This window comes from Nonomuraea sp. GTA35 (assembly GCF_041950525.1).
Taxonomy (GTDB): domain Bacteria; phylum Actinomycetota; class Actinomycetes; order Streptosporangiales; family Streptosporangiaceae; genus Nonomuraea.
Map to the genome: position 1 here is coordinate 1,047,153 of NZ_JBGNUV010000001.1, position 25,717 is coordinate 1,072,869.

21 protein-coding genes and 1 pseudogene are annotated in these 25,717 nt (G+C 74.2%); 14 read left to right on the forward strand and 8 right to left on the reverse strand.

Going from position 1 to position 25,717, the window contains the following annotated elements; all coding sequences use genetic code 11:
* Window positions 1-757 precede the first annotated feature (757 nt).
* The 7 genes from ACBJ32_RS04685 (at window position 758) to ACBJ32_RS04715 (ending at window position 10,341) form a co-directional block, all read left to right on the forward strand.
* On the forward strand, window positions 758-1,690 hold the full coding sequence (locus ACBJ32_RS04685; RefSeq protein ID WP_375125568.1) for a hypothetical protein: 933 nt from the start codon (window positions 758-760) through the stop codon (window positions 1,688-1,690).
* A 170-nt stretch (window positions 1,691-1,860) separates the two neighbouring features.
* Window positions 1,861-2,859: a hypothetical protein gene (locus tag ACBJ32_RS04690; RefSeq protein WP_375125569.1), complete on the forward strand. Its 999-nt coding sequence runs from the start codon at window positions 1,861-1,863 to the stop codon at window positions 2,857-2,859.
* A gap of 222 nt (window positions 2,860-3,081) precedes the next feature.
* Complete coding sequence (locus tag ACBJ32_RS04695) at window positions 3,082-5,124, forward strand: SpoIIE family protein phosphatase (RefSeq protein ID WP_375125570.1); 2,043 nt, start codon at window positions 3,082-3,084, stop codon at window positions 5,122-5,124.
* 54 nt (window positions 5,125-5,178) lie between these two features.
* Window positions 5,179-6,387 (forward strand): erythromycin esterase family protein, encoded by a 1,209-nt coding sequence (locus ACBJ32_RS04700; protein ID WP_375125571.1) that lies wholly within the window; start codon window positions 5,179-5,181, stop codon window positions 6,385-6,387.
* A gap of 52 nt (window positions 6,388-6,439) precedes the next feature.
* Entirely contained in the window at window positions 6,440-6,943 is a 504-nt protein-coding gene (locus tag ACBJ32_RS04705; RefSeq protein WP_375125572.1) for a MarR family winged helix-turn-helix transcriptional regulator, read from the forward strand.
* Between the two features lie 129 nt (window positions 6,944-7,072).
* On the forward strand, window positions 7,073-7,984 hold the full coding sequence (locus ACBJ32_RS04710) for an LLM class flavin-dependent oxidoreductase (RefSeq protein ID WP_357892536.1): 912 nt from the start codon (window positions 7,073-7,075) through the stop codon (window positions 7,982-7,984).
* A complete protein-coding gene (locus ACBJ32_RS04715; protein ID WP_375125573.1) occupies window positions 7,981-10,341 on the forward strand; it encodes an LLM class flavin-dependent oxidoreductase in 2,361 nt (786 codons plus the stop codon). Before ACBJ32_RS04710 ends, ACBJ32_RS04715 begins: the two co-directional genes overlap by 4 nt.
* 6 nt (window positions 10,342-10,347) lie before the next feature.
* Here ACBJ32_RS04715 and ACBJ32_RS04720 read toward each other — a convergent pair whose 3' ends face one another.
* Window positions 10,348-11,154 (reverse strand): aminoglycoside 3'-phosphotransferase, encoded by an 807-nt coding sequence (locus tag ACBJ32_RS04720; RefSeq protein WP_375125574.1) that lies wholly within the window; start codon window positions 11,152-11,154, stop codon window positions 10,348-10,350.
* A 90-nt stretch (window positions 11,155-11,244) separates the two neighbouring features.
* On the reverse strand, window positions 11,245-11,715 hold the full coding sequence (locus tag ACBJ32_RS04725) for an NUDIX hydrolase (RefSeq protein ID WP_375125575.1): 471 nt from the start codon (window positions 11,713-11,715) through the stop codon (window positions 11,245-11,247).
* Between the two features lie 138 nt (window positions 11,716-11,853).
* Here ACBJ32_RS04725 and ACBJ32_RS04730 point away from each other — a divergent pair, with 138 nt between their 5' ends.
* Window positions 11,854-13,086 (forward strand): cytochrome P450, encoded by a 1,233-nt coding sequence (locus ACBJ32_RS04730; protein ID WP_375125576.1) that lies wholly within the window; start codon window positions 11,854-11,856, stop codon window positions 13,084-13,086.
* Between the two features lie 99 nt (window positions 13,087-13,185).
* Here the strand turns inward: ACBJ32_RS04730 and ACBJ32_RS04735 are convergent, their stop codons facing one another.
* The gene (locus ACBJ32_RS04735) at window positions 13,186-13,929 is read right to left on the reverse strand and encodes an SAM-dependent methyltransferase (RefSeq protein WP_375125577.1); all 744 of its coding nucleotides are present in this window, start codon (window positions 13,927-13,929) and stop codon (window positions 13,186-13,188) included.
* Window positions 13,930-14,093: 164 nt separating this feature from the next.
* On the opposite strand from ACBJ32_RS04735, the gene ACBJ32_RS04740 reads away from it, so the two are divergent.
* Window positions 14,094-15,407: an FAD-binding oxidoreductase gene (locus ACBJ32_RS04740; protein ID WP_375125578.1), complete on the forward strand. Its 1,314-nt coding sequence runs from the start codon at window positions 14,094-14,096 to the stop codon at window positions 15,405-15,407.
* A 59-nt stretch (window positions 15,408-15,466) separates the two neighbouring features.
* Here the strand turns inward: ACBJ32_RS04740 and ACBJ32_RS04745 are convergent, their stop codons facing one another.
* Window positions 15,467-15,946 carry a luciferase family protein gene (locus ACBJ32_RS04745; RefSeq protein ID WP_375125579.1) on the reverse strand — a complete coding sequence of 160 codons (480 nt, stop codon included), beginning with the start codon at window positions 15,944-15,946 and terminating at the stop codon, window positions 15,467-15,469.
* Window positions 15,947-16,121: 175 nt separating this feature from the next.
* Between ACBJ32_RS04745 and ACBJ32_RS04750 the strand changes: the two genes are divergently transcribed.
* The gene (locus ACBJ32_RS04750) at window positions 16,122-16,691 is read left to right on the forward strand and encodes a GNAT family N-acetyltransferase (protein ID WP_375125580.1); all 570 of its coding nucleotides are present in this window, start codon (window positions 16,122-16,124) and stop codon (window positions 16,689-16,691) included.
* Between the two features lie 4 nt (window positions 16,692-16,695).
* Here the strand turns inward: ACBJ32_RS04750 and ACBJ32_RS04755 are convergent, their stop codons facing one another.
* The 3 genes and pseudogenes from ACBJ32_RS04755 to ACBJ32_RS04765 form a co-directional block, all read right to left on the reverse strand.
* The gene (locus tag ACBJ32_RS04755; protein ID WP_375125581.1) at window positions 16,696-17,256 is read right to left on the reverse strand and encodes a TetR/AcrR family transcriptional regulator; all 561 of its coding nucleotides are present in this window, start codon (window positions 17,254-17,256) and stop codon (window positions 16,696-16,698) included.
* 89 nt (window positions 17,257-17,345) lie between these two features.
* Window positions 17,346-17,876 (reverse strand): annotated as a pseudogene (locus ACBJ32_RS04760) (sugar O-acetyltransferase); the annotation flags it as partial.
* Between the two features lie 278 nt (window positions 17,877-18,154).
* Window positions 18,155-19,648, reverse strand: coding sequence for an MFS transporter (locus ACBJ32_RS04765; protein ID WP_375125582.1), 1,494 nt, complete (start codon window positions 19,646-19,648; stop codon window positions 18,155-18,157).
* 59 nt (window positions 19,649-19,707) lie between these two features.
* Between ACBJ32_RS04765 and ACBJ32_RS04770 the strand changes: the two genes are divergently transcribed.
* Both ACBJ32_RS04770 and ACBJ32_RS04775 read left to right on the forward strand, forming a co-directional pair.
* Complete coding sequence (locus ACBJ32_RS04770) at window positions 19,708-21,843, forward strand: BTAD domain-containing putative transcriptional regulator (protein ID WP_375125583.1); 2,136 nt, start codon at window positions 19,708-19,710, stop codon at window positions 21,841-21,843.
* Window positions 21,830-22,267 (forward strand): hypothetical protein, encoded by a 438-nt coding sequence (locus tag ACBJ32_RS04775; RefSeq protein ID WP_375125584.1) that lies wholly within the window; start codon window positions 21,830-21,832, stop codon window positions 22,265-22,267. The genes ACBJ32_RS04770 and ACBJ32_RS04775 overlap by 14 nt, the downstream gene beginning before the upstream one ends.
* 440 nt (window positions 22,268-22,707) lie before the next feature.
* Here the strand turns inward: ACBJ32_RS04775 and ACBJ32_RS04780 are convergent, their stop codons facing one another.
* Window positions 22,708-23,289: a TetR/AcrR family transcriptional regulator gene (locus ACBJ32_RS04780; protein ID WP_375125585.1), complete on the reverse strand. Its 582-nt coding sequence runs from the start codon at window positions 23,287-23,289 to the stop codon at window positions 22,708-22,710.
* 69 nt (window positions 23,290-23,358) lie between these two features.
* On the opposite strand from ACBJ32_RS04780, the gene ACBJ32_RS04785 reads away from it, so the two are divergent.
* Complete coding sequence (locus tag ACBJ32_RS04785) at window positions 23,359-24,114, forward strand: ABC transporter ATP-binding protein (RefSeq protein ID WP_375125586.1); 756 nt, start codon at window positions 23,359-23,361, stop codon at window positions 24,112-24,114.
* Window positions 24,111-25,715 (forward strand): hypothetical protein, encoded by a 1,605-nt coding sequence (locus ACBJ32_RS04790; RefSeq protein ID WP_375125587.1) that lies wholly within the window; start codon window positions 24,111-24,113, stop codon window positions 25,713-25,715. Before ACBJ32_RS04785 ends, ACBJ32_RS04790 begins: the two co-directional genes overlap by 4 nt.
* Window positions 25,716-25,717 lie beyond the last annotated feature (2 nt).

Sequence of the window (25,717 nt, forward strand, 5' to 3'; positions counted from 1 at the left end):
GCCCCACCTGGGTGGTGCCCGTTTTTCCCCCAAACCCCGGGCACGACCCTTTCCCATGCCGTCTTGCGCTTCCGCGCCGTCTCCCTCCAGGGGCGGGCTTCGACGGCCCGACCCGAACCCGAACCCGGCACACCGGCGCCGATCCGGCGCGCCCGCACGGATCCGGCATGCCGGTACGGATCGGGCGTGCCCGCGCGGGTCTGGCACGCCCACCCGTCCTGGGTAGCCCTCCGCGCCCGCGTCCGCCCCCGCGCGCCCGCGTCCCACGCAAGGCATGTCCAGCCGAGCCCCCGCGTCCCGCGCAAGGCACGTCCAGCCGAGCCCCATGCGCCCCCACAGGGCACGCCCAGCCGAGCCCCCACGCACCCGGTCCGCCGGAGCAGGCAGCCGCTCGGCCTCGCCGAGCCTCGCGCACCCGGCCCGCCGGAGCAGGCAGCCGCTCGGCCTCGCCGAGCCTCGCGCACCCGGCCCGCCGGAGCAGGCAGGCGTCCGGCCGAGGGCCGCGGCCGGGTGGACAGCCGTGCCCATGACGGGAGCCCGAAGCGGCCAGGACCCCGCCGCCCCCCGCGACCAGCCGTGACGGCACGGCCCCTGGGTGGACATCGGTTTGCGGCGCTGGACAACGTCCTCACCTGGATGGTCATCGCCGGGCCCCGTAGTCAGGAAGTCGCTGGAAACATTCCGACGCGCTTCGGCACCCGGGCGGCCCCCGAAGGACCGCACCCGCCGATCGCGTCACCATGAGAGGGGAAACAAGGTGAGAGCACCTTCGAAGCTTCGTCTTGCGGCTGCCGGTCTGGCGGCCGGCGGTGTGCTGGCCGGCAGCGGCCTCATCGCAGGACCGGCGCACGCGCAAGTGGACGACCCGTTCGGGTTCGGCGGCTCGTCCGGTGGCAGCTCGTTCGACTTCGGGCTCACGCAGCCCCAGCCCGGCACCGGGGGCAGCGGCTCCAGCTCCGGCGGGTTCGGCGACTTCCTCAAGGACCTCGGCAAGGACCTGGGCAAGCAGCTGAGCCAGGAGGCACTCAAGAAGCTGCTCGACCGCGACAAGAACAACGGCAACACCTCCACCCAGCCCAACACCACGCTGCCCCAGCTCCCGGCCGGAGAGGGCACTGACCCGTCCGAGGACCTGACCCAGCAGCTCCCCAGCACGACCAGCGCCGGCAAGCGCGTCCCGGAAACGGTCGAGAAGGTGCTGCGCGAGGCCGGGATCAACGTGGTGGACTGGATCGTCAAGCGGCAGCCGGGCAGCCAGCGCAGGGGCTTCGGCTCGTTCAGGGAGCCGGAGCGGTACTTCCGGCCGGAGCTGCAGCGGCAGTTCTGCCGCGTCCCCGGCGACGTCCGCCTGTTCGGCACGACGGTCCGCAGGGGCCGCTTCGCGCCGACGAACTTCATCGGCGGAGACAACCTGGGCCGCACGCTCGTCCTCGGCCGGAACTCGTTCCTGGCCCCGTCCGGCAACAAGCTGAAGAGGTTCAGCACGGTCAACTTCGTGTTCCTGTCGAGGAAGGGCGCCGAGGTCCTCCGCCCGCAGCCCCGCGTCGCCAAGAACACGGTCCTGGAGGACCGCGTCAGGTACTCCACGGACTTCCTGAAGAGGGGCGTCAAGTACACCGTGATCGTCCGGTACGTCAACACCTGCAACGAGCCGGTCGTGGACGTTCTCGGCAAGGTCAGGCGGCGATAGCCGGGAGCTCCGGCTCGCCACGCGGGGTGACCTCCACCGGGGGTCACCCCGCTGCCGTGTGAGCGCCGGACGGGAGCTGTCCGGTCAGTGTCAATTCCAGAACGAAAAGGATCAGTCCGCCGGGCGCGCATCGACGAATAGGGGCCGACAGCTTCATTTTGTCAGGGGGCATGATGATCCATCAGGACACCACCACCCGAGGCAGGCGGGAGCGGCCCGTCCCGCCCGGCCCGCTCCAGGAGTTCGCGCAGGGATTACGCGACCTGCGGATGGCGGCGGGCAACCCGAGCTACCGGGCCATGGAGCGTAAGGCCGGATATTCGTCGTCGGCACTGTCCGCGGCCGCGTCGGGGGACCGGCTGCCGAGTCTGGCGGTCACGAAGGCGTACGTGGGGGCGTGCGGCGGCGACCAGGACGCGTGGGCCAGGAAGTGGAACGCGCTGAGAGAGGATCTGGACAACCAGACCCACGACGGCGAGGCGGCCGCCCGCCCGTCGCCCGCGCGCCGCCCGCGGCGGGTACGGCTGAACGCCGGCATCGTCAAGCTCTCGGCGCTCCTCGTCGCGGTCGGCGTGACCGGGCTGGCCACGGCCGGGGCGTTGCGGGACGACCTGCTGTTCCGCGCCATCGCGACCACGGACGGCGGCAAGAAGCAGGCCAAGGACGACCGCCCGGCCTTCACCGCCGTCGCCGGGCCGAGCTGCCCGCGCGACACCACGCGCAGCGTGCGCATCGACGGCATGCCGGGCCGGGACGGCTGGAAGGACGCCGCCGCGTCCGGCTGGACCGGCGCGGGCTGCGGCGACAGCTTCCTGTTCTCGGAGCTGAAGCCGCGCGGAGCGGCGAATCCGCGCAACTCCTTCCAGTGGCGCTTCACCACGGGGCTGCGCGGCGCGCACCACTGCACGCTGACGGTCTACGTCCCGCGGTCGAAGCTGGCCGGGCAGCGCGTCTGGTACACGGTCAGCGACGGCTTCGACGAGGAGGCCCGCACGGTCGGGGAGTTCACCCTCGACCAGAGCGTGCGGCAGGGCCAGTGGGTGCCGGCGCCGGTTCCCCTGGTCGTCACCAGCGGCCTGGTGATCGTCGAGATCGCCGACACCGGCCGCGGCAACACCACGGGCAACCAGGCCATGGCGGCCGGCCCCGTCCGGCTCTCCTGCCCGTGACCGCACGGACCGGCACGCCACGACGGGCGGCCTGGACGTGGCGGGCGCCGGGCTCAGCGGCCGTCCCGCCGCTCGTCGGTGCCGGTGTCACGGGCGCTCGCGCCCGGCCGCGCGAGGCCGTCAGGCGGGTGCTCACACCGGCCTTCCAGGCCTGATGGCGTTCCCACTCGCCGATGAGGGGTATCAGGAGGCGAGAGGTGTGACCATCGGGGGGAGGTCACCATGGCCGGGGACGGCTCGCGCTGCGGCCTGGCGTTCGAAGTGCTCGATCCTGCGCCGGTGGGCGTGGCCGTCACCAGCGGCCCCGACCACCGGTTGCTCTACACCAATGCCATGTACCGGGCACAGTTCGGCGAGAGACCGAGAGGGCTCCCGCTGGAGAGGGCGTTTGCCGAATTCGTACGGAGACGTTACGGACGGCTGTTCGACCAGGTGTACGCGACGGGCGAGCCCGTCGTCCTCACCGCGGTTCCGTCGAGCATGGCCGACCGCGACGAGGGGGAGGAGGAGCGGTTCTTCACCTCCAGCCTGTCGCGGGTCTCCCTGGGGCCGGGCGAGCACGGGGTGCTGGTGGTGACGACGGAGGTCACCGAGCAGATCAACGCCACGCAGGAGTTCCGGGCGATCGCCGACGAGCGCAGCCGCATCCTGCGGCGCTACGAGAGCCTGATGCGCGTCAGCGCTGAGATCATCTGGGTGGCCGGCCCCGGGGGCGAGGTCATCGAGCCGAGCCCGAGCTGGCAGCGGGTGACCGGCCAGCCGTGGGAGGAGTTCCGCGGGCACGGCTGGCAGGAGATGCTGCATCCGGACGATCGCGAGCCGACGATGCAGGCGTGGTGGCGGGCGGTCCACGGCGGGGCGGACATCTGGGAGCAGGTCTACCGGCTGCGCACGGCCGATGGCTGCTACCGGCACTTCCGCGCGCAGGCCGTGCCGATCCGTGACAACGGCCAGGTCGTGGAGTGGGTGGGCACCTGCAGCGACATCGAGCAGCAGTGGCGTGACCGGCGGCGCCAGCAGGTGCTGGACCGTGCCACCGCGGCCACGGCCGACCTCACGAGCCTGCCTGACATGCTCGGCGCGCTGGCCGACGTGATCGTGCCGGAGCTGGCCGACGGCTGCGGCGTCCACCTCGTCACCGACCTCACCTCCATCAGGCAGGCCGGGGTGCCGTTCGTGGTCGAGCGCCTGGCCACCGCCGCCCGCACGGGCCTGCGGCGGCTGCCGCCGTACAGCGAGGAGCATCTGCCCGCCGGCAACACCCTGGTCAGAGCCGTCCAGGAGCGGCGCCCGCTGCTGAAGATCTTCCCGAACGGCTCGCCGCCGGGCAATCTCGCGCCCGCGGAGTTCCAGTCGTGGCTGGTGGCCAACGACGCCAACAGCCTGCTGACGCTCCCGGTCGTGGTGGACGGCGCCGTCCCCGCCGTCGTCAGCGCCGTGACCTGCGGGGACCGGTCGCCGATCGGCTGGGACGACATCGAGCTGCTCGACGAGATCTTCGACCACGCGCACGACGCCCTGAGCAACGCCATCCGCTTCCAGCGCGCGCAGCAGGTGGCCCTGGCCCTGCAGCACAGCCTGCTCGCCGAGCCGCCGAGCCTGCCCGACCTGGAGATCACGGCCCGCTACCAGGCGAGCCCGTCGGCAGCGGAGGTCGGCGGCGACTGGTACGACTCCTTCGTCCTGCCCGACGGGGTCACCGTGGTGGCCATCGGCGACGTGGCCGGGCACGACCTGGGCGCCGCGGTCACCATGAGCCAGCTGCGCAACATGCTGCGCGCCCTCGCCATGGACCGCTGCGAGCCCCCTGGCGAGATCCTCACCCGGCTCAACCTGGCGATGGAGTCACTGTCCGGCGACGTGACGGCGACGTGCGCGCTCGCCCGCGTGGAGAAGGCCGACGGCGGCCACCGGCTCCACTACGCCGTGGCCGGGCACCCGCCGCCGCTCCTGGTCACCGCCGACGGGACCAGTTGCTTCCTGAACGGCGCGGTCAGCCCCCTGCTGGGCTTCCGCCACGAGCACACGTGCTCGTCCGAGGTGCTGCCCTTGCCGCCGCGCAGCACGTTACTGCTGTACACGGACGGTCTCGTCGAGCGTTCGGGCGAACACCTGGACCTGGGGCTGGAGCGGCTGCGCAGGCTGGCGGGCTCGCTCGCGGACGAGCCCATCGACGCCTTCTGCGACAATCTGCTCAGCGGGCTGCCCACCACGGGGCTGGACGACATCGCCGTCATCGCGTTGCGGCTGCCGGCCGAGACCTGACCGCCGCCGGGAGTGCGCGCCCGGCCTCGCCATCGCCCTGACCCGAGGGAGAACATGCCGGACGACGTGACAGGCTGGCTGGCCGGCCGGGCCGTGCCGATCGGGAGTCTCGGACCGGGCTCCGGCCTGGCGGAGCTGGGGCCGCTGCGCGACACGCTCCAGGGCGTCCGCCTGGTGGGGCTGGGCGAGGCCACGCACGGCAGCGCGGAGTTCTTCCTGCTCAGATGGCGGCTGACGGAATTCCTCGTCAAGGAGCTCGGCTTCACGATCCTCGCGATCGAGGCCAGCGCCGCCGCGGCGCGAGCCGTGGACGACTACACCCGCGGCGGCCCGGGCGATCCCCGCGAGGCGCTGGCGGGCCTGGGCTTCTGGACGCTGAACACCGCGGAGATGCTGGCGGTGCTCGAAGGGCTGCGCGAGCACAACCGCACCGCCGCGCGGCCCGTTCGCTTCGTCGGCATCGACCCCCAGTATCCGGGGACGGCGCTGAAGGCCCTGCGCGCCTGCCTGGGCGAGGCCGCCGCTCCCTTGCTCGACCCGCTCGCCGGCCTCGACCGCTCGGGCCTCCGGCAGCCGTGGAAGCCGCTGGACCGGCAGGTCGAGGCGGACGCGCGCCGCCTGGAGGAGCACGTGGCCGCGCACGGCCCGGCCGAGGCCCGCGAGCACGCCCGGATCCTGCGGCAGTACGCCGACATGGCGAGCAGGCCGTTCGTCCACGCCGATCCGCTGCAGACCCTCGGCATCGCCCGCGACCGCTACATGGCGGACAACGTCGCCCTGCTGCTGGCCGATCCCGAGGCCAAGGTCGCCGTGTGGGCGCACAACGGCCACATCATGAGGAGGGCCCACAGCGGCGGCGCCGTGCCCGCGATGGGCCAGCACCTGGCCAGGGAGTTCGGCGACGCGTACTACGCGCTCGGCGCGCTGTTCGGCCACGGCGAGTTCCGCGCCCACCGGCGGCGGTTCCGCAGGCTGGTACGGGGCAGGCGGCCGGCGCTCTTCCGCGTCCCGCCGGCCGACACGCCGCGGCACGTGGCGGCGCGCCTGGCCGCGGCCCGCCCCGGCGACTACCTGGTCGACCTGCGCGGCGGCGACCGCCCCGAGCCCGTGGCAGCGTGGCTGGCGGAGTCCAACCACCTGCGCGCCTTCGGCGGGATGGCCGGGCGGCTGACCGCCAGGTTCGCCTTCATGCCGACCGTCCTGGCCGACGAGTTCGACGGCCTCGCCTTCCTCAGGCAGGTCAGCGCCTCCACGCCGTTATGACCCCGCGCGGGGCAGCGGAAGCCCGCCTCGGGTGCCTGGATATGATGCGCCTATGAGCACCGAGCGGCCAGGAGACGCCCCCGGCGGCGACAACCTCGGCTGGACGCTCGGCGTGCTGCTGCGCGCCTACCAGAGCACGGTCGTCACCGTGATCGGCGACCTGCCCCACGGCCCGCGCGGTTACCAGACGCTGGCCGCCGTCGTGGGCGGCGAGCATCCGACGCAGCTCGCCCTGGCCGCCCACCTGGGCATCGACCGCACCGTGCTGACGTACCTGCTCGACGATCTGGTCGGGGCGGGCCTGGTGGAGCGCCGGCTCAACCCGGCCGATCGCCGGCAGCGCAGGATCGTGGCGACCGCCGAGGGCGAGCGCACGTTCCGGGAGCTGGAGCGGCGCGTGCGCGACGCCGAGGACGGGCTGTTGGGCGCGCTCGACGCGGCCGAGCGCGACACGTTCAGGAAGCTCCTGTGGCGGGTGGCCTGCGACGTACGGGACATCGACCCGGTCTCCGACCCCTGTGACGTGGCCGAGGAGATGCTCTCGGACGGCCGCTGAAGCGCCCGGCCAACTCCTTGCATACGCGCGGAATGCCCGTGCGCAATTTGCTGTTGTGCAACTCGTCTGGCACAGAGATAGTCTGCTGCACAACATATCTGCCTTGTTCGGGCGGAGGAGGAACACACCATGCCTGACTACGGGCACGACCTGAGGTTCGGGTCCTTCATCACGCCGGCGAACGCCTCGCCGCAGGAGGTCGTCGCGCTGGCACAGGAGTCCGAGGCCGCCGGGCTCGACCTGGTGACCTTCCAGGACCACCCCTACCAGCCCGCCTTCCTCGACACCTGGACGCTGCTGTCGTACGTCGCCGCCCGGACGGAGCGCATCCACCTGTCGGGCAACGTGATCAACCTCCCGCTCCGCCCGCCCGCCGTGCTCGCCAGGGCCGCGGCCAGCCTCGACCTGCTGAGCGGCGGCCGGTTCGAGCTGGGGCTCGGCGCGGGCGGCTTCTGGGACGCCATCGAGGCCATGGGCGGCCGGCGGCTCAGCCCCGGCCAGGCCGTGGACGCGCTCAGCGAGGCCATCGACGTCATCCGCGGCGTCTGGGACGCGGGCAACCGGGCACGCTTCCGCGTGGACGGCACGTACTACCAGGTCGACGGCGCCAAGCGCGGGCCCGCGCCGGCGCACGACATCGGGATCTGGCTGGGCGCCTACAAGCCGAAGATGCTCCGGCTGACCGGCGCCAAGGCCGACGGCTGGCTGCCCTCGCTGCCGTACGTCAAGAGCCTGGACGAGCTCGCCGAGGCCAACGCGACCATCGACGCCGCCGCGGCGGAGGCCGGGCGCGAGCCCGCCGCCGTCCGCCGGCTGCTCAACCTCACCGGGCGCTTCGGCACGGCCGGCGACCGGTTCCTGTCCGGGCCGCCCGAGCAGTGGGCCGAGCAGCTCGCCGTGCTGACCCTGGAGTACGGCTTCTCCGGCTACATCCTCATGGCCGACGACGCGGCCGCCGTCCGGACGTTCGGCGAGCAGGTCGCGCCGGGCGTGCGAGAGCTCGTGGCCAGGGAGCGCGCCGCCCGGGAAGCGGGGCGATGACCGTGGACCACGGGCACCCGCTGCGGTTCGGCGCGCTGCTCACCCCTGGCGGCGACCGGCCGGAGGACACGGTGGAGCGGGCGCGGCTGAGCGAGGAGCTCGGCTACGACGTGGTGTCCTTCCGGGACTCGCCCGGCGGGATCGACACCTGGACGCTGCTGAGCTGGGTCGCCGCCCGCACCACCCGCATCAGCCTCATGGCGGGCCCGGTCCTCGGGGAGCTCGTCAACCCCGCCGTGGTGGCCCGCGCCGCCGCCGGCCTCGACCTGCTCTCCGACGGCCGCGTCGAGCTGGTTCTGGGCGCGACGCCCGCCGGCCCGGCCCCGACCGGTCGCGCCGAGCCGGTCACGGCAGCGTCCGGGGCGGTGGACGAGGCGCTGGACGCGACGTTGGACGCGACGTCGAGCGGGGCGCTGGACGGGGCGCTGGCTGAGGCGATCGACGTCATCCGCGGCATCTGGGCCGCGCACGTGCGCTCGCCCCTGCACCTCGACGGGCGGCACCACCGCCTGGCGGGCGCCGAACGCGGCCCCGCACCGGCGCACAACATCCCGCTCTGGCTCACCGCCGGCACCCACCCGGACGCCCTGCACCCCGCCGCGGGCACCCGCCCGGACGCCCAGCCCCTCGCCGCCGCCGGCGCCCGCCCTGACTTCCTGCGCCTCGCCGCAGCCAAGGCCGACGGCTGGCTGCTCACCGCGGACGACCTGCGCGGCGACCTGTCGGCGGCCAACGCCGTCATCGACGAGGCGGCCCGCGCGGCGGGGCGGGGCCCGCGCGAGCTGCACCGCCTCGCCCACCTCACCGGCCGCTTCACACCCACCGCCGAAGGGTTCCTGACCGGCCCGCCGGAGCGATGGGTGGCCGACCTCCTCCCCCTGATCAGGGACGACGGCCTCAGCACCCTCCTCCTCGCCACCGACGACGAGGAAACCCTGCGCCGCTTCGCCGCCGAGGTGGCCCCCGCCCTGCGCGCCGCCAGGGGAGAGGTCACCGGCCGCGCCCCCCGCAGCCTGTTCGTACGCCGCCACCGCCGCGAGGGCATCGACTACGACGCCATCCCCGCAGCCCTCGCCGAATCGGCCGTCGAACCGGGAGACGCGGCCTTCGCGCGCGTCCGCTCCACGTACCTGCGCGGCGGATCCCCCGGCCTGGTCCTGCGGCCCGGCACGCCGGCCGAGGTGAGCCAGGCCGTGCGCTTCGCCCGCACCCAACCCGTGAAGCTGTCCATCCGCAGCGGCGGGCACGGCATCAGCGGCCGTTCGACCAGCAACGGCGGCATCGTCATCGACCTGTCCAGGCTCAACGCCATCGAGGTGCTCGACAAGGCCACCCGCCGCATCCGCGTCGGGCCGGGCGCGCGCTGGGGCGACGTCGCCGCCGCGCTCGCCCCGCACGGCTGGGCGCTCACCTCGGGCGACTACGGCGGCGTGGGCGTCGGAGGCCTGGCCACCGCGGGTGGCATCGGCTGGTTCGTGCGCGAGCACGGCCTGACCATCGACCGCCTGCGCGCCGTGGACATCGTGCTGGCCGACGGCAGCCTGGTGCGCGCGGACGGCGAGGAGAACGCCGAGCTGTTCTGGGCCGTACGCGGGGCGGGGGCGAACTTCGGCATCGTCACGGCCTTCGAGTTCGAGGCGCACGAGGGCGGCGAGGTGGGGTTCGCCCAGCTCGTGGTGGACGCCACCGACACGGCGGGCTTCCTCCAGCGCTGGGGCGCCGCGATGGAGGCCGCCCCGCGCGACGTCACGAGCTCGCTCATCATCGGCCAGGCCCGCCCCGGGCAGCCGGTCGTCGCCCAGATCATGGCGGTCGTGCACTCCGGCGACGCCGCCACGATCATCGAACGGCTGCAGCCGATCGCCGCCACGGCCCCGCTGCTGGACCACTCGATCCAGGTGCTGCCGTACGAGTCGATCATGCACGCGCCGCACGGCCCCCACGACGCCCAGGGCGAGCCGGTGACCAGGGCGGGGCTCGCCGACCACCTCACCCCGGAGCTCGCCGCCGCGGCCGCGCGGCTCGTCGCGAGCGGGCGCACGTACTTCTTCCAGGTCCGCGCCGCCGGCGGCGCCGCCTCCGACGTGCCCGCGGACGCGACCGCGTACGCGGGCCGCTCGGCCGGTTTCTCGCTCGTGGCGTTCGGCCCCGGCCGCCGCGCCCTCGACGAGCTGTGGGACGGCATGCTGCACCACTTCTCCGGCCAGTACATCAACTTCGAGACCGACCTGCGCCCCGAGCGCGTCCAGGAGGCCTACCCCGAGCCGACGCTGCGGCGGCTGCGCGCGCTCAAGCGCCGCTACGACCCGGCCAACGTCTTCTGCGACAACTTCAACATCACCCCGTCGGACCACTGACCGGCGTCACGCGACGTCCCACAGCAGCCGGTAGTACGCGATGCGCTCCCGGTCCGGCTCGATCCCGTACCCCTCGTACACATGATCGTCATGACCGGGCCCGTAGTCGTACTCCGCGCTCCACGCGGCCACCGCCAGGTCCGCCCAGCGGTCGGCGAGCCCGAGCGAGCCGAGATCGACGTGCGCGGCGAACGTGCCGTCGTCGTGCAGCAGCGTGTTCGGCACGCACGCGTCGCCGTGGCAGACGACCAGCCGGTCGACCGGCGGCGGGTCGCCGATGCGGGCCCGGACCTCGGCCAGGCCGAGGCGCCGGTGCTCGGGCGCCCAGCCGGCCGGCCCCTCGCCGGCTGCGACGCGCTCGTCGGCGCGCCGCAGCCGCCGCGCCACCCCCCAGTCGAACGGGCACTCCGCCACGGGCAGGGCGTCGTGCAGCAGGCGCAGCCCCCGGCCGATCGCGGTCGCCGCGACGGCCGGCTCGGCGACCCACCGCGGATCCACCGCCGTCACCCCGGGCACGGCCGCCGTCACCAGCCACTCCCCGGCGGCGTCCTTCCCGTGCTCCAGCACCGGCGGCACCGGCACCCACCGGCCCGCCCACGCCAGCCGCTCGGCCTCCCCGCCCAGGTCGATCTCCGGCGTGCCCGTGGCGACCCACTTGGCGTACCTGGTGGCGCCGCCCGGGGCGTCGAGACGGAACGTCAGCCCGCCCAGCTCGTTGCGCCACACCGGGGTGACGGCGTCGTCCCGCGCCAGCGCCGCGATCACCTCGGGAACGGGTACGGGACCGGCCGGCACCTCGGAGTTCACGCTCACGGGAACCGGATCCTGCCAGCCGGCCGATCCTCCGGCAACGCATTTTCCGTCAGCCGCCGGCACGGCGTCAGCCGCGCGGATGCGCCACGCTCAGTGCTGGATCAGACCGCCGACCGGGACGGGAGCCACGTGGCCGGTCGCGGGCAGGCTCCGGGCCAGAGCGAGGCCGACATCGACCAGCGATGATCGGCGCAGGTGCGTGACGCCGGGGATCGGGGTCCACAGCGACTCCACGATGTCGCCATCCGGCTCGGGCCGCAGCCGGCCGCCGGTGATCCGGACCTGGTAGAAGACGCCGACGTTCTGGTGCTCGGGCAGGCCGGGCAGCCGGTCGTCCGCGGGGATCACCCTCGAATCCACCCCCAGCAGGCGTTCGACCACCCCGTCGCAGCCGGTCTCCTCGGAGAGCTCCCGGATGACCGCGTCGAACGGGTCCTCCCCGTGCTCGACCTTTCCGCCGGGAAGCGTCCAGTGCAGCTCGCCGCTCCGGCCTGAGTAGTGAGCGAGCAGTACCCGGCCGTCCTCGATGCACACGGCGTACGCCGCCAGTCGGAAACTCATCGCCGCACGCTACCCAACGCCCGCGAGCCGCGCCAGACTGCCCGGCGGCTCCGGCTCGGGCGGGTTGACCTTGCCGCGACGTCAACGTCTTGACTGGAACCGACGACCGCGACGACCACGCAGAAGGGCGCGCAACCCATGATCCTCCCGTTCGACCGGCCCGGCCCGCTCACGCCCCCACCCGAGTACGCCCGGCTCAGGGACACCACCCCCGTCGCCCGCGTACGAACCCCCGACGGCCGCCAGGCGTGGCTCGTGACCTCGTACGACGCCGTCGCGACCGTCCTGTCCGACCGCCGGTTCGGCCTCGCGCCGCCCGGCGACGCGTACCCGGGCAACGAGACCCTGTTCCAGGACGGCGAGGCGCACGCCCGGCTGCGGCGGCTGGTGTCGAAGGCGTTCGGGCCGCGTGCGATCGAGGGGCTGCGCGCCCGCGTCGAGCGGGTGGCGGACGAGCACGTCGCCGCGCTCGCCGGCGCCGGCCCGCCCGCCGACCTCGTGGCCGGGCTGGCCGCGCCGCTGTCGATCACGGTGATCGGGGAGCTGCTCGGCGTGGACGCCGGTGATCGCGCGCACGTCCAGGAGCTGGCGGGCGCCGGTGGGGCCGACTTCGTGTTCGGCGACGAGGAGGAGATGGCCGGGGCCGCGAAGGCGTGGGAGGGGCTGGCCGCGTACGCCGCCACGCTGGTCGAGGCCCGCCGGGCGGCTCCCGGTGACGACCTGCTCAGCTCGCTCATCGCCGTGCGGGACGCGGAGGACGGGCGGCTCGGCGACGGCGAGCTGGTCGCCATGGCCGCCACCGTCGTCTCCGCCGGCTACCTCTCGGCCCGCAACGCGATCTCCACCGCCGTGCTCCGGCTGCTCGCCGAGGACCGGCTGGCCGACGTCACGGACGCACCGCGCACGCAGGCAGGGCCGCCCGCCGCCGGGGAGGAGCGGCCGGCCGAGGGACGGCTGCCCGCCGTGGGCGGGCGGCTGGGCGCTGTCGTCGAAGAGGTGCTGCGCCTGCAGTCCGGGCTGACGGGCGAGCCCTTCCCCCGCTTCGCCCAGACCGCCCTCGAGCTGGCCGGCGTCGAGATCGCCGCCGGTGACCTGGTGCTGGTCCGGCTCGAAGCGGCGCACCGCGACCCCCGGCACTTCGCCGACCCCGACACGTTCGTGGCGGGGCGAAGCTCCAGCCCGTCCCTGGTGTTCGGGCACGGCGTGCACTACTGCCTCGGCGCGCCCCTCGCCCGGCTGGAGGTGGGCGCCGCGCTCGCCGCCCTGGCCCGCCGGCTGCCCGGCCTGCGCCTGCTCGGCACGGCCGACGACATCGCCTGGGCCCGCGACGGCGTCGACGTCGGCCCGGCCGCCCTCCACGTCACCTGGTGAACCCTGGCGACCCGACCGGCACCGCCGTGTGCCCGCCGGCACCGCCGGCTCCGGCACGGCACGTACCGGGAGCTGGTCACCGCGTTCCTGCGCTGAACGTCACGCCTGGTGCAGCAGGAGCGTGACGAAGCCCAGGACGCCTCGGTAACCGCCGAGCCACAGGTCGCGGTGCTCGCGGGCGGCGGCCAGCGCGGCCTCGCCGTCCGGGCCGGGGTGGTCGAGGGCCCATCGGGTGAGCGTGCCGGTCCAGGACCACTCGTACTCGTCCCATTCGTCGAGCGTGCTGGTGTGACCGTAGACGGTGGCGAATCCGGCGCCCTCCACGCGCGCCACCGTCCCGGCCAGGTCGGCGTACTCGTCGGGCTCGGCGCCGAACCGGGCGAGCTGCTCGGGTGAGGGCGGGCGCTCCCAGAAGCCCTCGCCGACCAGGGCGAGCCCGGAGGAGGGACGCAGGTGGCCGCGCACGGCGTCCAGCGTCGGCGCGAGGCCGCCGAAGGCGTGCGTGGCGCCCACGCACAACACCAGGTCGTACGGCTCCTCGGCGGTGAATTCGGTGGCCGGGGCCCGGTGCAGGCGCAGCCGGTCGGACACCCCGCGGCGCTCCGCCTCCTCGACGGCCCCGGCGAATCCCGCGTCGGACAGGTCCACCCCGTCGGCCGTCGCGTCGGGGTAGAGCGACAGGGCCCTGACCAGCCACGGCGCCTCACCGCAGCCCAGGTCGAGGATGCGGGCCCGCGCCGGCAGCTTCGCCCGGGCGAGCAGCCGCTCCAGGTTGTCCTCGCTGATGGGGGCGGCGATGGGGTGGTCAGCGTGGGCGTGGTGACTGATCAGGTGACGTTCCATCCGGCGCAATATGCCGCATCGGGAGTCAGGACGACAAACGGGCCGGCGCGCCATTCCTCGTGTCCAGAAATTTCGACGTGCCCGTCACACTTCCCCGGCGGTATCCGTCATATCCGTGCCCCCGGACCGCCGGGGCCGACGATGACGTGAGGACTGAGGAGAACATGACGAACACGGATCTGCGCGCCGCGGTACGAGGCCGGGTGCTGCTCCCCGGCGACGACGGCTTCGAGCAGGCGGCCAAGCCGTGGAACCTGTCCGTGCGCCAGCCCGTGGCCGCCGTCGTGGTGGCCGAGGACGCCGCCGACGTGGCGGCCGTGGCCCGGTACGCGGCCAGGACCGGCCTGACGGTGACCGCCCAGCCCGGCGGCCACGGCGCCTCCGGCGACACCGACGGCGTCATCCTGCTGCGCACCGGGCGGCTGGGCGGCGTGGCGGTGCGCCGCGAGGAGCGGGTGGCCAGGGTGGGTGCCGGGGTGAAGTGGGGCGAGGTGCTGGCCGAGACCGGGCCGCTCGGCCTGACCGGGCTGGCGGGCAGCAGCCCCGTCGTGAGCGTGACCGGTTACACGCTGGGTGGCGGCGTGAGCTGGTTCGGCCGCAGGTACGGCTTCGCGGCCGACAGCGTGCGCTCGTTCGACGTGGTGGGTGCCGACGGGGAGCCGGCCACGGTGACCGCGGGCTCCGACCCCGACCTGTTCTGGGCGCTGCGCGGCGGCGGTGGCGACTTCGCGCTGGTCACCGCGATCGAGTTCGACCTGCACCCGGCGCCCGCCCTGTACGGGGGCCGGATGATCTGGCCGGGGCACCGCACCCGGGAGGTGTTCGAGGCCTTCCGCGAGATCACCGCCGAGGCGCCGGACGAGCTGTCCGTGTGGTTCAACAGGTTCCAGTTCCCGCAGGCGCCGCCCATGGTGGCCGTGGACGTCGCCTTCCTCGGCGCCGAGGGCGACGGGCGCGCGCTGCTCGCCCGCCTCGACAGGATCGAGGACGTGATCGCCGACAAGCGGGGCCCGCTGCCCGTGGCGAACCTGGGCGGCATCACCGACGAGCCCACCGACCCGGCGCCCGGCCGCTCCCGCGCGGAGCTGCTCACCGGCCTGGACGACACGGCGGCCAAGGCGCTGCTGGACACGCCGCTGGAGCCGGTGCTCGCGGTGCAGGTCAGGCACCTGGGCGGGGCGCTGGCCGCCGCCCGCCCCGGCTCGGGGCCGAGCGGCCCCTTGACCGAGCCGTACCTGCTCTACCTGGTCGGCCTCGCGCTCGATCCGGAGCTGTCTGCGGCCGTGGGCGCACGGCAGCAACGCTTCGCCGACGACCTGGGGGCGCTGGTCAGCGGGCGCAAGCCGTACACGATGCTGGGGCCGGGCGAGCGGGCGGCGGCGGCCTTCGCCGAGCGGGACCTGGCCCGGCTGCGGGACATCAAGCGGGCCCGCGACCCGCGCGGCGTCCTGCGCGCCAACTACCCCGTCCTGGCCTGAGCCGGTTCCCGGGGCCGGGCGGCCTTCCCCGTCCTGGCCCTGCGGGCGCCTCCGGCTGGTCAGAGGATCTGGCCGGAGGCGTACGCGTGGCTGCGGCGCACCAGCTCCCACACCGTCTCCAGCTCCGCCTCGTCGCGCGGCCCGTACAGCATGACCAGGGTCGGCGGGTGCCCCCTGTCGCGGACGACGGGGTGCATCTCGGCCCAGCCCTTCGCCACCGCCTCGGCGGCGTCGCTCTCCGGCAGCGACACGTGCAGGCTCCCGTCCAGCAATCCGTGCAGGTGCGCGAACTCGGTGCTGTCGCGCATGAACGCCGTGCCGGGCCCGAACGCGTGCTCCTGCTCCAGGTGCAGCGCCCGCGTCTCGGGCAGCGAGACGACGCTCGGCCCGGTCCGTACGTGGTCCAGCCCGGACATGCGCCGCCACAGCTCCTCCTGCAGCTCCATCGGGGAGATCTGGTCGAGCTGCTGGTGCGGGATCTTGGGATACGTCGTGGGCCGGCCACCCACCCGCTCTCCGAGGACGGATTTAACGGGCATTTCTATCTCTTCAGTGCTCACATCTAGTTATCGTACAATTACCCAGCGAAGTGGGCGTGGGGCGGGGCCGCCATGGCAGCGGTGTGCGGTCTTTGGTACGTTATGTCGCCTCTACGGGGGATGTGGACGGATGCCCGTAGGACCATCCCCCACCTCGTGACCGTGGAGCTGCTTGATGTTCGCGACCTCCTTGGGAGACGACGGCGCGGTGCTGCGCCCGCTGGAGCCGTGGCGGGCCGAGGAGTTCCTGGCCCACATGGAGCGCGGGCGGGAGTTCATCGGGAGGTTCATCGCGCTGCCCGACGCGGTCGTGGACCAGGCGTCGAGCCGGGCCTTCCTGCAGGCGTACGCGGACAAGGCCGCCGCCGACACCGCCCGCATCTACGGCATCTGGAAGGATGGCACCCTGGTCGGTGGGGTCCTCTTCCGGACGATGGACGTCAAGATGGGCACCGCCGAGGCGGGCTGCTGGCTGGAGCCGGCCGCCGCGGGCAAGGGGCTCGTCACCAGGGCGGCCCGCCTGATCATCGACTGGGCCGTCGAGGAGCGCGGCATCCACCGGGTGGAGTGGCTCGCCGCGGCGGCCAACCAGGCCAGCATCGCCGTCGCCCGCCGGCTCGGCATGACCAGGGACGGCGTGCTGCGCGAGAGCTACCTGCACCGGGGCGAGCGGTTCGACGTCGAGGTCTGGTCCGTGCTCGCGCCGGACTGGCGGGCGAACAAGGCCCTCGCCCCCGGCGCGTGAGACGTCAGCGCAGGTAGCGGAGGATGGCGTGACGGATCTGCGTGGGTGTCATCGGGTCGGTCGACAGGGCGCTGTGCAGGACGAGCCCTTCGATGAGCGCGTCGAGCTCCCTGGCGGTGGTGGCGTCGAAGTGACGCTCCAGCGCCTGGCGGCTGCGCGCCATCCACGCCTGGGTGACGGCCCGTAAGGCGGGGTTGCGCGCCGCGGCCACGTACAGCTCCACGGAGAGCACGAGTTCGTGCCGCGAGCCGAGCAGGTCGTCCGACACCAGCGCGATGACGGCCTCGGTCGCCTCGTCGCGGTCGCGGGCGGCGCTCAGGCGCTCGTCGAAGACCCGGGCCACCGCGTCGGCGTGCCGGGTGAACGCCTCGGCGAGCACCTCCTCCAGCGACGCGAAGTGGTACGTCATCGAGCCCAGCGGCACGTCGGCGGCGCGGGCGATCTCCCGGTGCGTCGTGCCGGCGACGCCGCGCTCGGCGATGACGGCGAGCGCGGCGTCGATCAGCCGGTCCCGCCGGCCGGGGTCGTGCCGCCGCGGCCGTCGCGGCGAGGCGGGACCGCTCATGTGGTGCCCGCCTCCCCAGCGCCCGTCCCAGCGCCCGTCCCGGTGCCCGGCCCAGCGCCCGCGCCGCCTCCAGGTCCGGTGCCCGGACCGATCGTGCGGATCACGCGGGCGGGGTTGCCGACCGCGACGACGTTCGCGGGCAGGTCGCGGGTGACCACCGCGCCGGCGCCGACCACGGTGTTGTCCCCGATCGTGACCCCGGCCAGGACGATCGCCCCGCTGCCCAGCCACACGTTGTCGCCGATGGTGATCGGCCGGGCGGCCTCCCACTTCGCCCGGCGCAGGTCGGGATCGACGGGATGCGTCGGCGTCATGAGCTGCACGTTCGAGCCGATCTGCACGTCGTCGCCGATGGTGATCGGCGCCACGTCCAGGGCGACGAGACCGTAGTTGGCGAACGACCGGGCGCCGATGCGGAGGTGGCTGCCGTAGTCGACCCACAGCGGCGGCCGGATCACCGTGCCCTCGCCGACCGCCCCCAACAGGTCGGTGAGCAGCCGGTGCCGGAGCTGCGGATCGCGGGCCGACGACGCGTTGAACGCCTCCATCAGGTCCATGGCCCGCAACATGTGCTGGGCCAGCTCCGGGTCGTCGGCGATGTACAGGTCACCGGCGAGCATCCGCTCGCGCATCGTGCGGCCGTCCACGTCTGGTGTCATGTGTACGAGCGTACATAGGTGCGGCGTCGTCAGCATCCGTCCGCCGCCCGGCGCGTGCTGGTCGCCGCCAGGCGCCGCAGGGCCGCCCGGGACGGCGTGCCGGGGGCCGCGGTGAAGACGTCCAGGCGCAGCGGAGGTCGTCCGGCAGCGCGTGCACCTCAACGACGCCGGCGCCCGCGCCATGGCGGAAGGCGGTGAACCTCGCCGATCTGGCGCTCTGACCGCGCCCCGCGGCGCGTTCAGCCGTGGCTCTGCTCGCCGATGGGGCGCAGGTGCCGCAGCAGCGTGAAGGAGAGCACGGCCAGGCCCAGCACCAGGACCGTGCCGACGGCCGTGACCACGAGCAGCCCCTGGGCGAACGCGGCCTGCGCCTGCGCGACGAGGGCCGACGCCTCGGCGGGCGGCAGGCCGGCGGCGGCGTCGAGCGCCTCCCCCAGGGAGCCGCCCGCCTGCGGAGAGGTGACCGAGCCGCCGTACACGGCGGTGCCCACGCTGCCGAGCACCGCGATGCCGAGCGCGACCCCCAGCTCCCCGCCGCTCTCCGCGAGCGCCGAGGCCGAGCCGGCCCGCTCGGGCGGCGCCGCCCCGACGATGAGACCGAGCCCCAGGGCGCCCACCGGCGCCATGCCGAGGAACGCCACCGTGACGCCCGCGACCAGCGCCCCCAGCCCGTCGCCCACCAGGACCACGGCGAACCCGGCCGCCGAGGCCACCAGCCCCGCCCCCACGACCAGCCCGGGACGGAACACCCCGGCGAGCATCGGCGAGGCGAGGGACCCGGCCACCAGGCCCAGCGCCGGGGCCGCCATCCACAGGCCGGCGACCAGCGGCGAGAGCCCCTCGACGAGCTGCAGATGCTGGCTCATGAACAGGTAGACGCCGCCCTGCACCACCAAGGCGCCCGCCAGGATCAGCAGCGCCGCCGTGAACGAACGATCGCCGAACAGCCGCAGGTCCACCAGCGGCTCGGCCAGCCGGCTCTGCCGCCGGACGAACGCCACGCAGAACAGCAGCCCGACGCCGAGCGCCACGTACGCGGCCACCTGCGCGGGGTCGTCGGCCAGCTCCTTCAGCCCGTACACGAGCGGCAGCACGGCCCCCAGCGACATGCCCGCGCTGACCAGGTCGAGCCGGCCAGGGCCGGTGCTCTTGGCGGTCTCCGGCAGCAGCACCAGCCCGCCCGCCACCACCAGCACCATGACCGGCACCCCCAACAGGAACACCGATCCCCACCAGAAGCTCTCCAGCAGCAGCCCGCCGATCACCGGCCCGGCCGCCGCCCCGCCCATGAAGCAGGCGGTGAACACGCCGATGGCCATGGCCCGCCGTTTGGCGTCCGGAAACAGCCCGGCCACCAGCGCCAGGGCCGACGGCCCCAGCGCGGCGCCCGACACGCCCAGCAGCACCCGGGCGGCGATCAGCATCGTGGTCGAGGTGGAGTACGCGGCCACGACCGAGGCCACCCCGAACGCCGCCGCACCGATCACCAGGAGCCTGCGCCGCCCGATCCGGTCGCCCAGCGAGCCCATGGTGATCATGAATCCGGCGATCATGAAGCCGTACACGTCGGTGATCCACAACAGCTCGGTCGCGGTGGGATCCAGGTCGGCGGCCAGGTGGGGAAGTGCCAGCATCAGCACCGTGTTGTCCACCGCGAGCAACAGTGTCGCCAGGCAGAGCACGGACAGTCCCAGCCACGCGCGCGTCCCGGGACGGGTTTCGATGGTCGTCATGCGATCAGCGTGCTGGCTGGGAGTTCGGGTCTGATTCGGAACTGCTTAGGGTGAGATTCATGCGCTTCGCCGTTTTAGGGCCGCTGGAGGCGAGCACGGACGGGGGCAGGGCCGTGCGCGTGCCCGAGCTCAAGGTCCGTGCGCTGCTGGCCTGCCTGCTCGCCCACCATGGCCGGGCGGTGCCGGCCGAGCGGCTGATCGAGGGCCTGTGGGGCGCGCAGCCGCCGGGCAGGCCGCTGGGCGCGCTGCGCGCCAGGGTGTCGCAGCTGCGCCGGGCCTTCGAGGAGGCGGAGCCGGGAGCCAGGGAGCTGGTCGTCACCCGGCCCCCCGGCTACCTCGTCGGCGGCGACACCGACGCGCGCCGCTTCCAGGAGGCCGTCGAGCGCTCCAGGGCCGCCGCCGAGCCGGGCGAGCGGGCCGCGCTGCTGGCCGAGGCCCTGTCGTGGTGGCGCGGGCCCGCCTTCGCCGACTTCGCCGACGTGCCGCTGGTGCGCAGGGCCGCGCTCCGGCTGGAGGAGCAGCGGCTGGCAGCCCTGGAGGACTACGCCGACGTACGCCTGGAGCTCGGCCAGGACACCTCGCAGATCGGCGAGCTCACCGAGCTGGCCGCGCAGCACCCCTCGCGGGAGCGGTTCCACGCGCTGCTCATGCGGGCCCTCTACCGGTCGGGGCGCCAGGCCGACGCGCTGGAGGTCTACCGCGCCCTGCGCGTACGCCTGCGTGACGAGCTGGGCCTCGACCCCGGCCCCGAGGTCGTCGCGCTGCACCAGGCGATCCTGGGGCAGGACCCCGGCCTGCGCCGCCCGCCGCGCGCCCCGGCGCCGGTGCCCGCCCGGCTGCCCCAGCCGCTCACCGAGCTCGTGGGCAGGGACGAGGCGCTGGCCGAGCTGGTCGCGCTGCCCGGCACGGCGCGGCTCGTGACGCTCACCGGCGCCGGCGGCGTGGGCAAGAGCCGGCTCGCGCTGGAGGCCGCCCACCGGCTGGCCGGTGGGTTCGACGGCGGCGCGTACATGGTGGAGCTGTCGGGCGTGCCCGCGGGATCGCCGACCGACGTGGCCGACGCGGTCGCGGCGGCGCTCGGCCTGCGCGACGGCGGCGGAGCGGCCGGCCAGGGAGAGCGGATCGCCGCGGCCCTGGGCACCCGGCGGACGCTGCTGGTGCTGGACAACTGCGAGCACGTCGTCGAACCGGTGGCCAAGCTCGCCGAGCTGCTGCTGCGCGCCGGTCCCGAGACCCGCCTCCTCGCCACCAGCAGGGAGCCGCTCGGCCTCGCCGGCGAGGTCGTGCGGCAGGTTCCGCCGCTGGACGGCGCCGCGGCGGCACGCCTGTTCGTGCTGCGCGCCGCCGAGACCGGGCCGGGCCTCACCATGGATGCCGGGGTGGTGGAGACGATCTGCCGCCGGCTCGACGGCATCCCGCTGGCGCTGGAGCTGGCCGCGGCCCGGGTACGGTCGCTGGGCGTACGCGTCCTGGCCGAGCGGCTCGACGACCGCTTCCGCCTGCTGTCGGCCGGGCGCCGGGCCGGTCCCGCGCACCAGCGGACCCTCAGGGCGGCGATCGACTGGAGCTGGGAGCTGCTGACCGCGCCCGAACGCGTCGTGCTGCGCCGCCTGGCCGTACAGGCGGGCGGCTGCACGCTGGAGGCCGCCGAGCGGGTGTGCGCGGCCCCCGTGCCGATCCCCGGCGGCCCGCCGGGCGACGCGGAGCCGCACGTCCCGCAGGATCTGGATCCCGCCGACGTGGTGGATCTGCTGGGCCGGCTGGTGGACCGGTCGCTGGTGGTGCGGGCGGGGGAGCGGTACCGGCTGCTGGAGTCCGTGGCGGCGTACGCGCTGGAGCGGCTGCGCGAGGCCGGCGAGCACGAGCGCGTCCTGCGCCGGCACGCCATCTACTACACCCAGCTCGCCGAGTGTGCCGAGGCGTACAGGAGCGGCCCCGCGCGGCACCACTGGGTACGCAGGCTGGACGCGGAGGCCGCCAACCTGCGCGCGGCACTGGAATCGGCCCGGCTCCTGGGCGACACCCGCCTGGCCGCCCGGCTCACGGGCTCGCTCGGCTGGTACCGGATCCAGTCCGGCCGCGCTGCCGGCGGCGGGCTGAAAGGGCTCCCGGCCGATCACCCGTTGCGGCGCGATGGCGACCTGGGTACCGTCGCAGGGATCCGACCGGCCGGAGGTGTCGATGCGCAACACTGAGCTGGAGAAGCTGAGCGGCCTCGCCGGGCAGTGGACGACCACGCTGTCGGACGCCTGGTTCCTCGAACCTCCAGGCGTCGAGGTGACGGGCGCGACCACCATCGAGTGGCTCGGCGAGTCGTTCCTGCTCGTACGGACCGAGCTGCGCGCACCCACGGGCGGCTCCGAGCTGAGCATGGTCATCGGCCGCAGCGACGCGAACGACGCCTACGTCGTCCTCTACCACGACGACCGCGGGGTGTGCCGCCAGTTCTCCATGAGCTTCGACGGCACGCGCTGGACCATGTCCCGCGAGGACCCGGACTTCCACCAGCGCTTCATCGCCGACGTCGAGCCGGACCGGATCTCCGGACGCTGGGAGGTCTCCGAGGACCGGGGCGAGACCTGGCGCAAGGACTTCGACCTCACCTTCGAGCGGGCCTGAGCCAGGAGGCCCGGCGGTACCCGGGCGCGACAGCCTGCGCCGCCGGGGCGGGTGGCGCGGACGGCCCGCATCAGCGGCTCCTGGATGCCCGCCACCTCGATCGCCGTTGACCGGCGCCGCATCAGGCCGACCGGCTTCCTGTCCGCTGGCGCTGTCTTGGGCTCCGGGCCGAGTCCGGAGCGCCGCAACTTCCGCGACTCCCAGGCCCAGCCTCCCGTGATGAGCATGACGATGGTGATCAGGAGCGACGCGGGCTGCCAGGCTTCGTCGTCATCAGTGAGATGGATCAACGTCGGCAGAACGGCCAGGCAGTCGAAGGCCAGGGCCGCCGCGCCGCCGCCGAGGAGGAAAGCGACACCGACGGTCTATCACCGTAGATCACCGGTCATGGCGGTGTGATCCGAAAGGCGAATGAGGTGCGACGCGGGGCGCCCCCGGGGTCAACCCCGCGGGCTCAGCCCGGCGAACAGGGCTTCGAGCACACGATCGACGTACTCGTGGGTCAGCGGCTCCTGGCTGATCAGGAATCTGAAGTACAGGGGGCCGGACAGGATGGTCATGGCAAGGTCGAGATCGAAGCCGGGCGACACCTGTCCCTGCTCCTGCGCCGCCCTGAGGCGGGCCACGGTCTTGTCCGTCTGCGGCCGGATGAAGCGTTCGCCGAGGCCCGCGGCGACCGCGGGGTCGTGCTGCGCCTCGCCCACCAGGGCCTGGTAGAGCGGGCCCCACGGCGGGCCGGCCAGCAGGTCCACCGCGGCGTGGATCTGCCGGCGCAGGTCGGCCATGACGTCGCCGGTGTCGGGATAGTCGAGGGCGGGCTCGTTCAGCGACAGGAGCGAGTCGAGGAACAGCAGGCCCTTGGAGGGCCAGCGGCGGTAGATCGTGTGCTTGCCGACCCCGGCCCTGGCCGCGACCGCCTCGATGCTGAGCTTCGCGTAGCCGGCCTCCTGGGCGAGGGCGAGCGTGGTCCGCATGATCATCTCGGTGCGTGCTGCGGCTCGGTCTTCACGGTTGTCTGGCATGTCGCCATCCTAGCGGCACGGCACGTGCCGTATTGACACCTCTGGCGAAACCTGCCCAGAATGACCGCCGTGTTCGATCTCTCCGTTCCTGCCATCGAGGTGGCAGACCTCACCCAGCGTTTCGGCGACGTCCTCGCCGTCGACCGGCTCGGCCTGAGCATCCCGGCGGGGATGTTCTACGGCGTCGTCGGCCCCAACGGCGCCGGCAAGACCACCACGTTGATGGCGGTGTGCGGGCTGCGCGAGCCGACGTCCGGCTCCATCAGGATCGCCGGCCACGACCTGCGTACCCAGCGGGAGGCCGCGCTGGCCCAGCTCGGCGTCATGATGGACGGGCTGTCGCTGCCCGAGCGGCTGACCGCCACCGAGGTCCTGCGCTACAGCGCCGGGTTGCGCGGGCTGGGCGACGGATGGCAGGCCCGCGCCCGTGACCTGCTGGAGGTGCTGGGGCTGGACGCGGTCCCGCGCACGCTGATCGTGGAGTACTCCACCGGCATGCGCAAGAAGATCAATCTGGCGCTGGCGCTGCTGCACCGGCCCCGGGTGCTGGTGCTGGACGAGCCGTTCGAGGCGATCGACCCGATCTCGGCCCACTCCATCGAGCTGGTGCTCAAGCAGTACGTCGACGCCGGCGGCACCGTGCTGCTGTCCAGCCACATCATGGACTTCGTCGAGCGCAACTGCCGCCGGGTGGCGGTGGTGGCCGGCGGGCGGGTGCTGGCCGAGGGGCCCGTCGCGGAGGTGGCGGCCGGGACGACGCTGCATCAGCGGTTCGTCGAGCTGGTGGGCGCCGACCCGGTGCGACCGCTGGAGTGGCTGGCATGACCCGCACGCTGTTCGCGCTCAAGCTGCGCCTGTTCCGCAACGGCCCGCACAACGAGCGCGGCTTCGGCCTGGTGGCCGGGCTGGTCCTGGCCGCCCTGGTGATCGCCGGTGCGTTCCTGGCCGGCCGTGGCGTGATCCACGAGGGCTGGATCGTGGTCGCGATCACCGGGTGGGGCGGCATGTGGCTGTTCGGGCCGCTGGCGCAGCCCCGTCACGATCCGTCCGTCATCTCGCGCGAGTGGCTGCGCGGCTACCCGATCAGACCATGGCGGCTGGCGCGGGCCCTGTCGTGGACGGAGCTGCTGGGCGTCGGCCCGCTGATCACGCTGGCGTGCCTGTCGTCCCTGGTGGTGCTGGCCGCGCCCGGCGGGCCGGCGGCGGTCGCGGTCGCCGTGGCCGCGGTGCCGGCGCAGCTGTACCTGCTCATCTGGGCGGGCAAGACGGTGGCGGCGCTGGCGGGCCGGCTGTTGCAGACCAGGGCGGGGATGACGCTGGCCGCCGTGCAGACCGCGATCATGCTCGCGCTGTCGTTCGCCGGCTGGGTGCCGGTCGCGGCCTGGCTGCTGCCGCGTCTCGGCGAGGGGAACACCGCCGTGGTCGTTCCCACGCTGGGGCGGCTGCCCGGCCCGGTGATCGACGTACTCGCCGCCCTGCCCACCGGATGGGGGTACGGCGCGGTGGCGGCCGCCCGCGACGGGGCGCAGTTCGGTGCGGTCGCCCTGGCGCTCGCGGCGTTGCTGGCCGTGGGCGCCGGGCTGCAGGTGGGCTGGATCGCGCTGACGGCTCGCGCCCTGCGCCGGCCGCCTCGCCGGGCGAGCCCGCGACGGCCCGCCGTGTCACGAGGCGGGCCGGCCCTGCCTTTCTCGACCCCGCAGGTGTCCGCGGTCGTCGCGCGGGAGCTGGCCACCTGGCTACGGGATCCGGCGCGCGGTGTGGAGCTGCGTACCGCCTGGCTGACGCCGCTGCTGATGGCGGCCATCATCGCGTCCACCGGCTGGAGCTGGGCGGTGCCCCTGGTGGGGCCCGCCGCCGCCGTGTTCGGGACGATGGCCGCGATCAACACCTACGCCCTGGACGGCACCGCCCTGTGGCAGCTGCTCACCACGCCGGGCGCGCTCAAGGCCGATGTACGCGGACGCATGGCGGCCTGGGCGCTGCTGTTCGGCGTGCCGTCCGTCGTGCTGGCCGTCGCCCTGCAGATCGCGACCGGTTCGCCCGTGGGGCAGGCCGCCATCGGCGGCGCCGTCGCCGCGGCCGCGACCGGATGCGCCATGGCGCCGCTGCTCGCGCTCCTGATGCCGGCCGTGGGCGCCGACGCCCGCGATCGCGTCTACCCCGGCCAGCAGGCGGGCGATCCGACCGGCGGCCAGATGACGGTCTTCCCGGTGACCCTGCTCGCCGCAGCCCTGCCCGGCGTCGTCGGCGGTCCGTGGTGGGCGACCGCCCTCGTCGCCGCCGTCGTGGCCGCCGCCGTCCTGGGCGTGATCCCCGGGCTCGCCCTGCGCCTGCTCCGGCAGCGTGGCACCGCCCTGCTCGGCGCGATGGCCGCAGGTGACGCCGCTGTGCTGCGCCTGTCCGTCCGGGCGGATGCGAAGATGTGAAG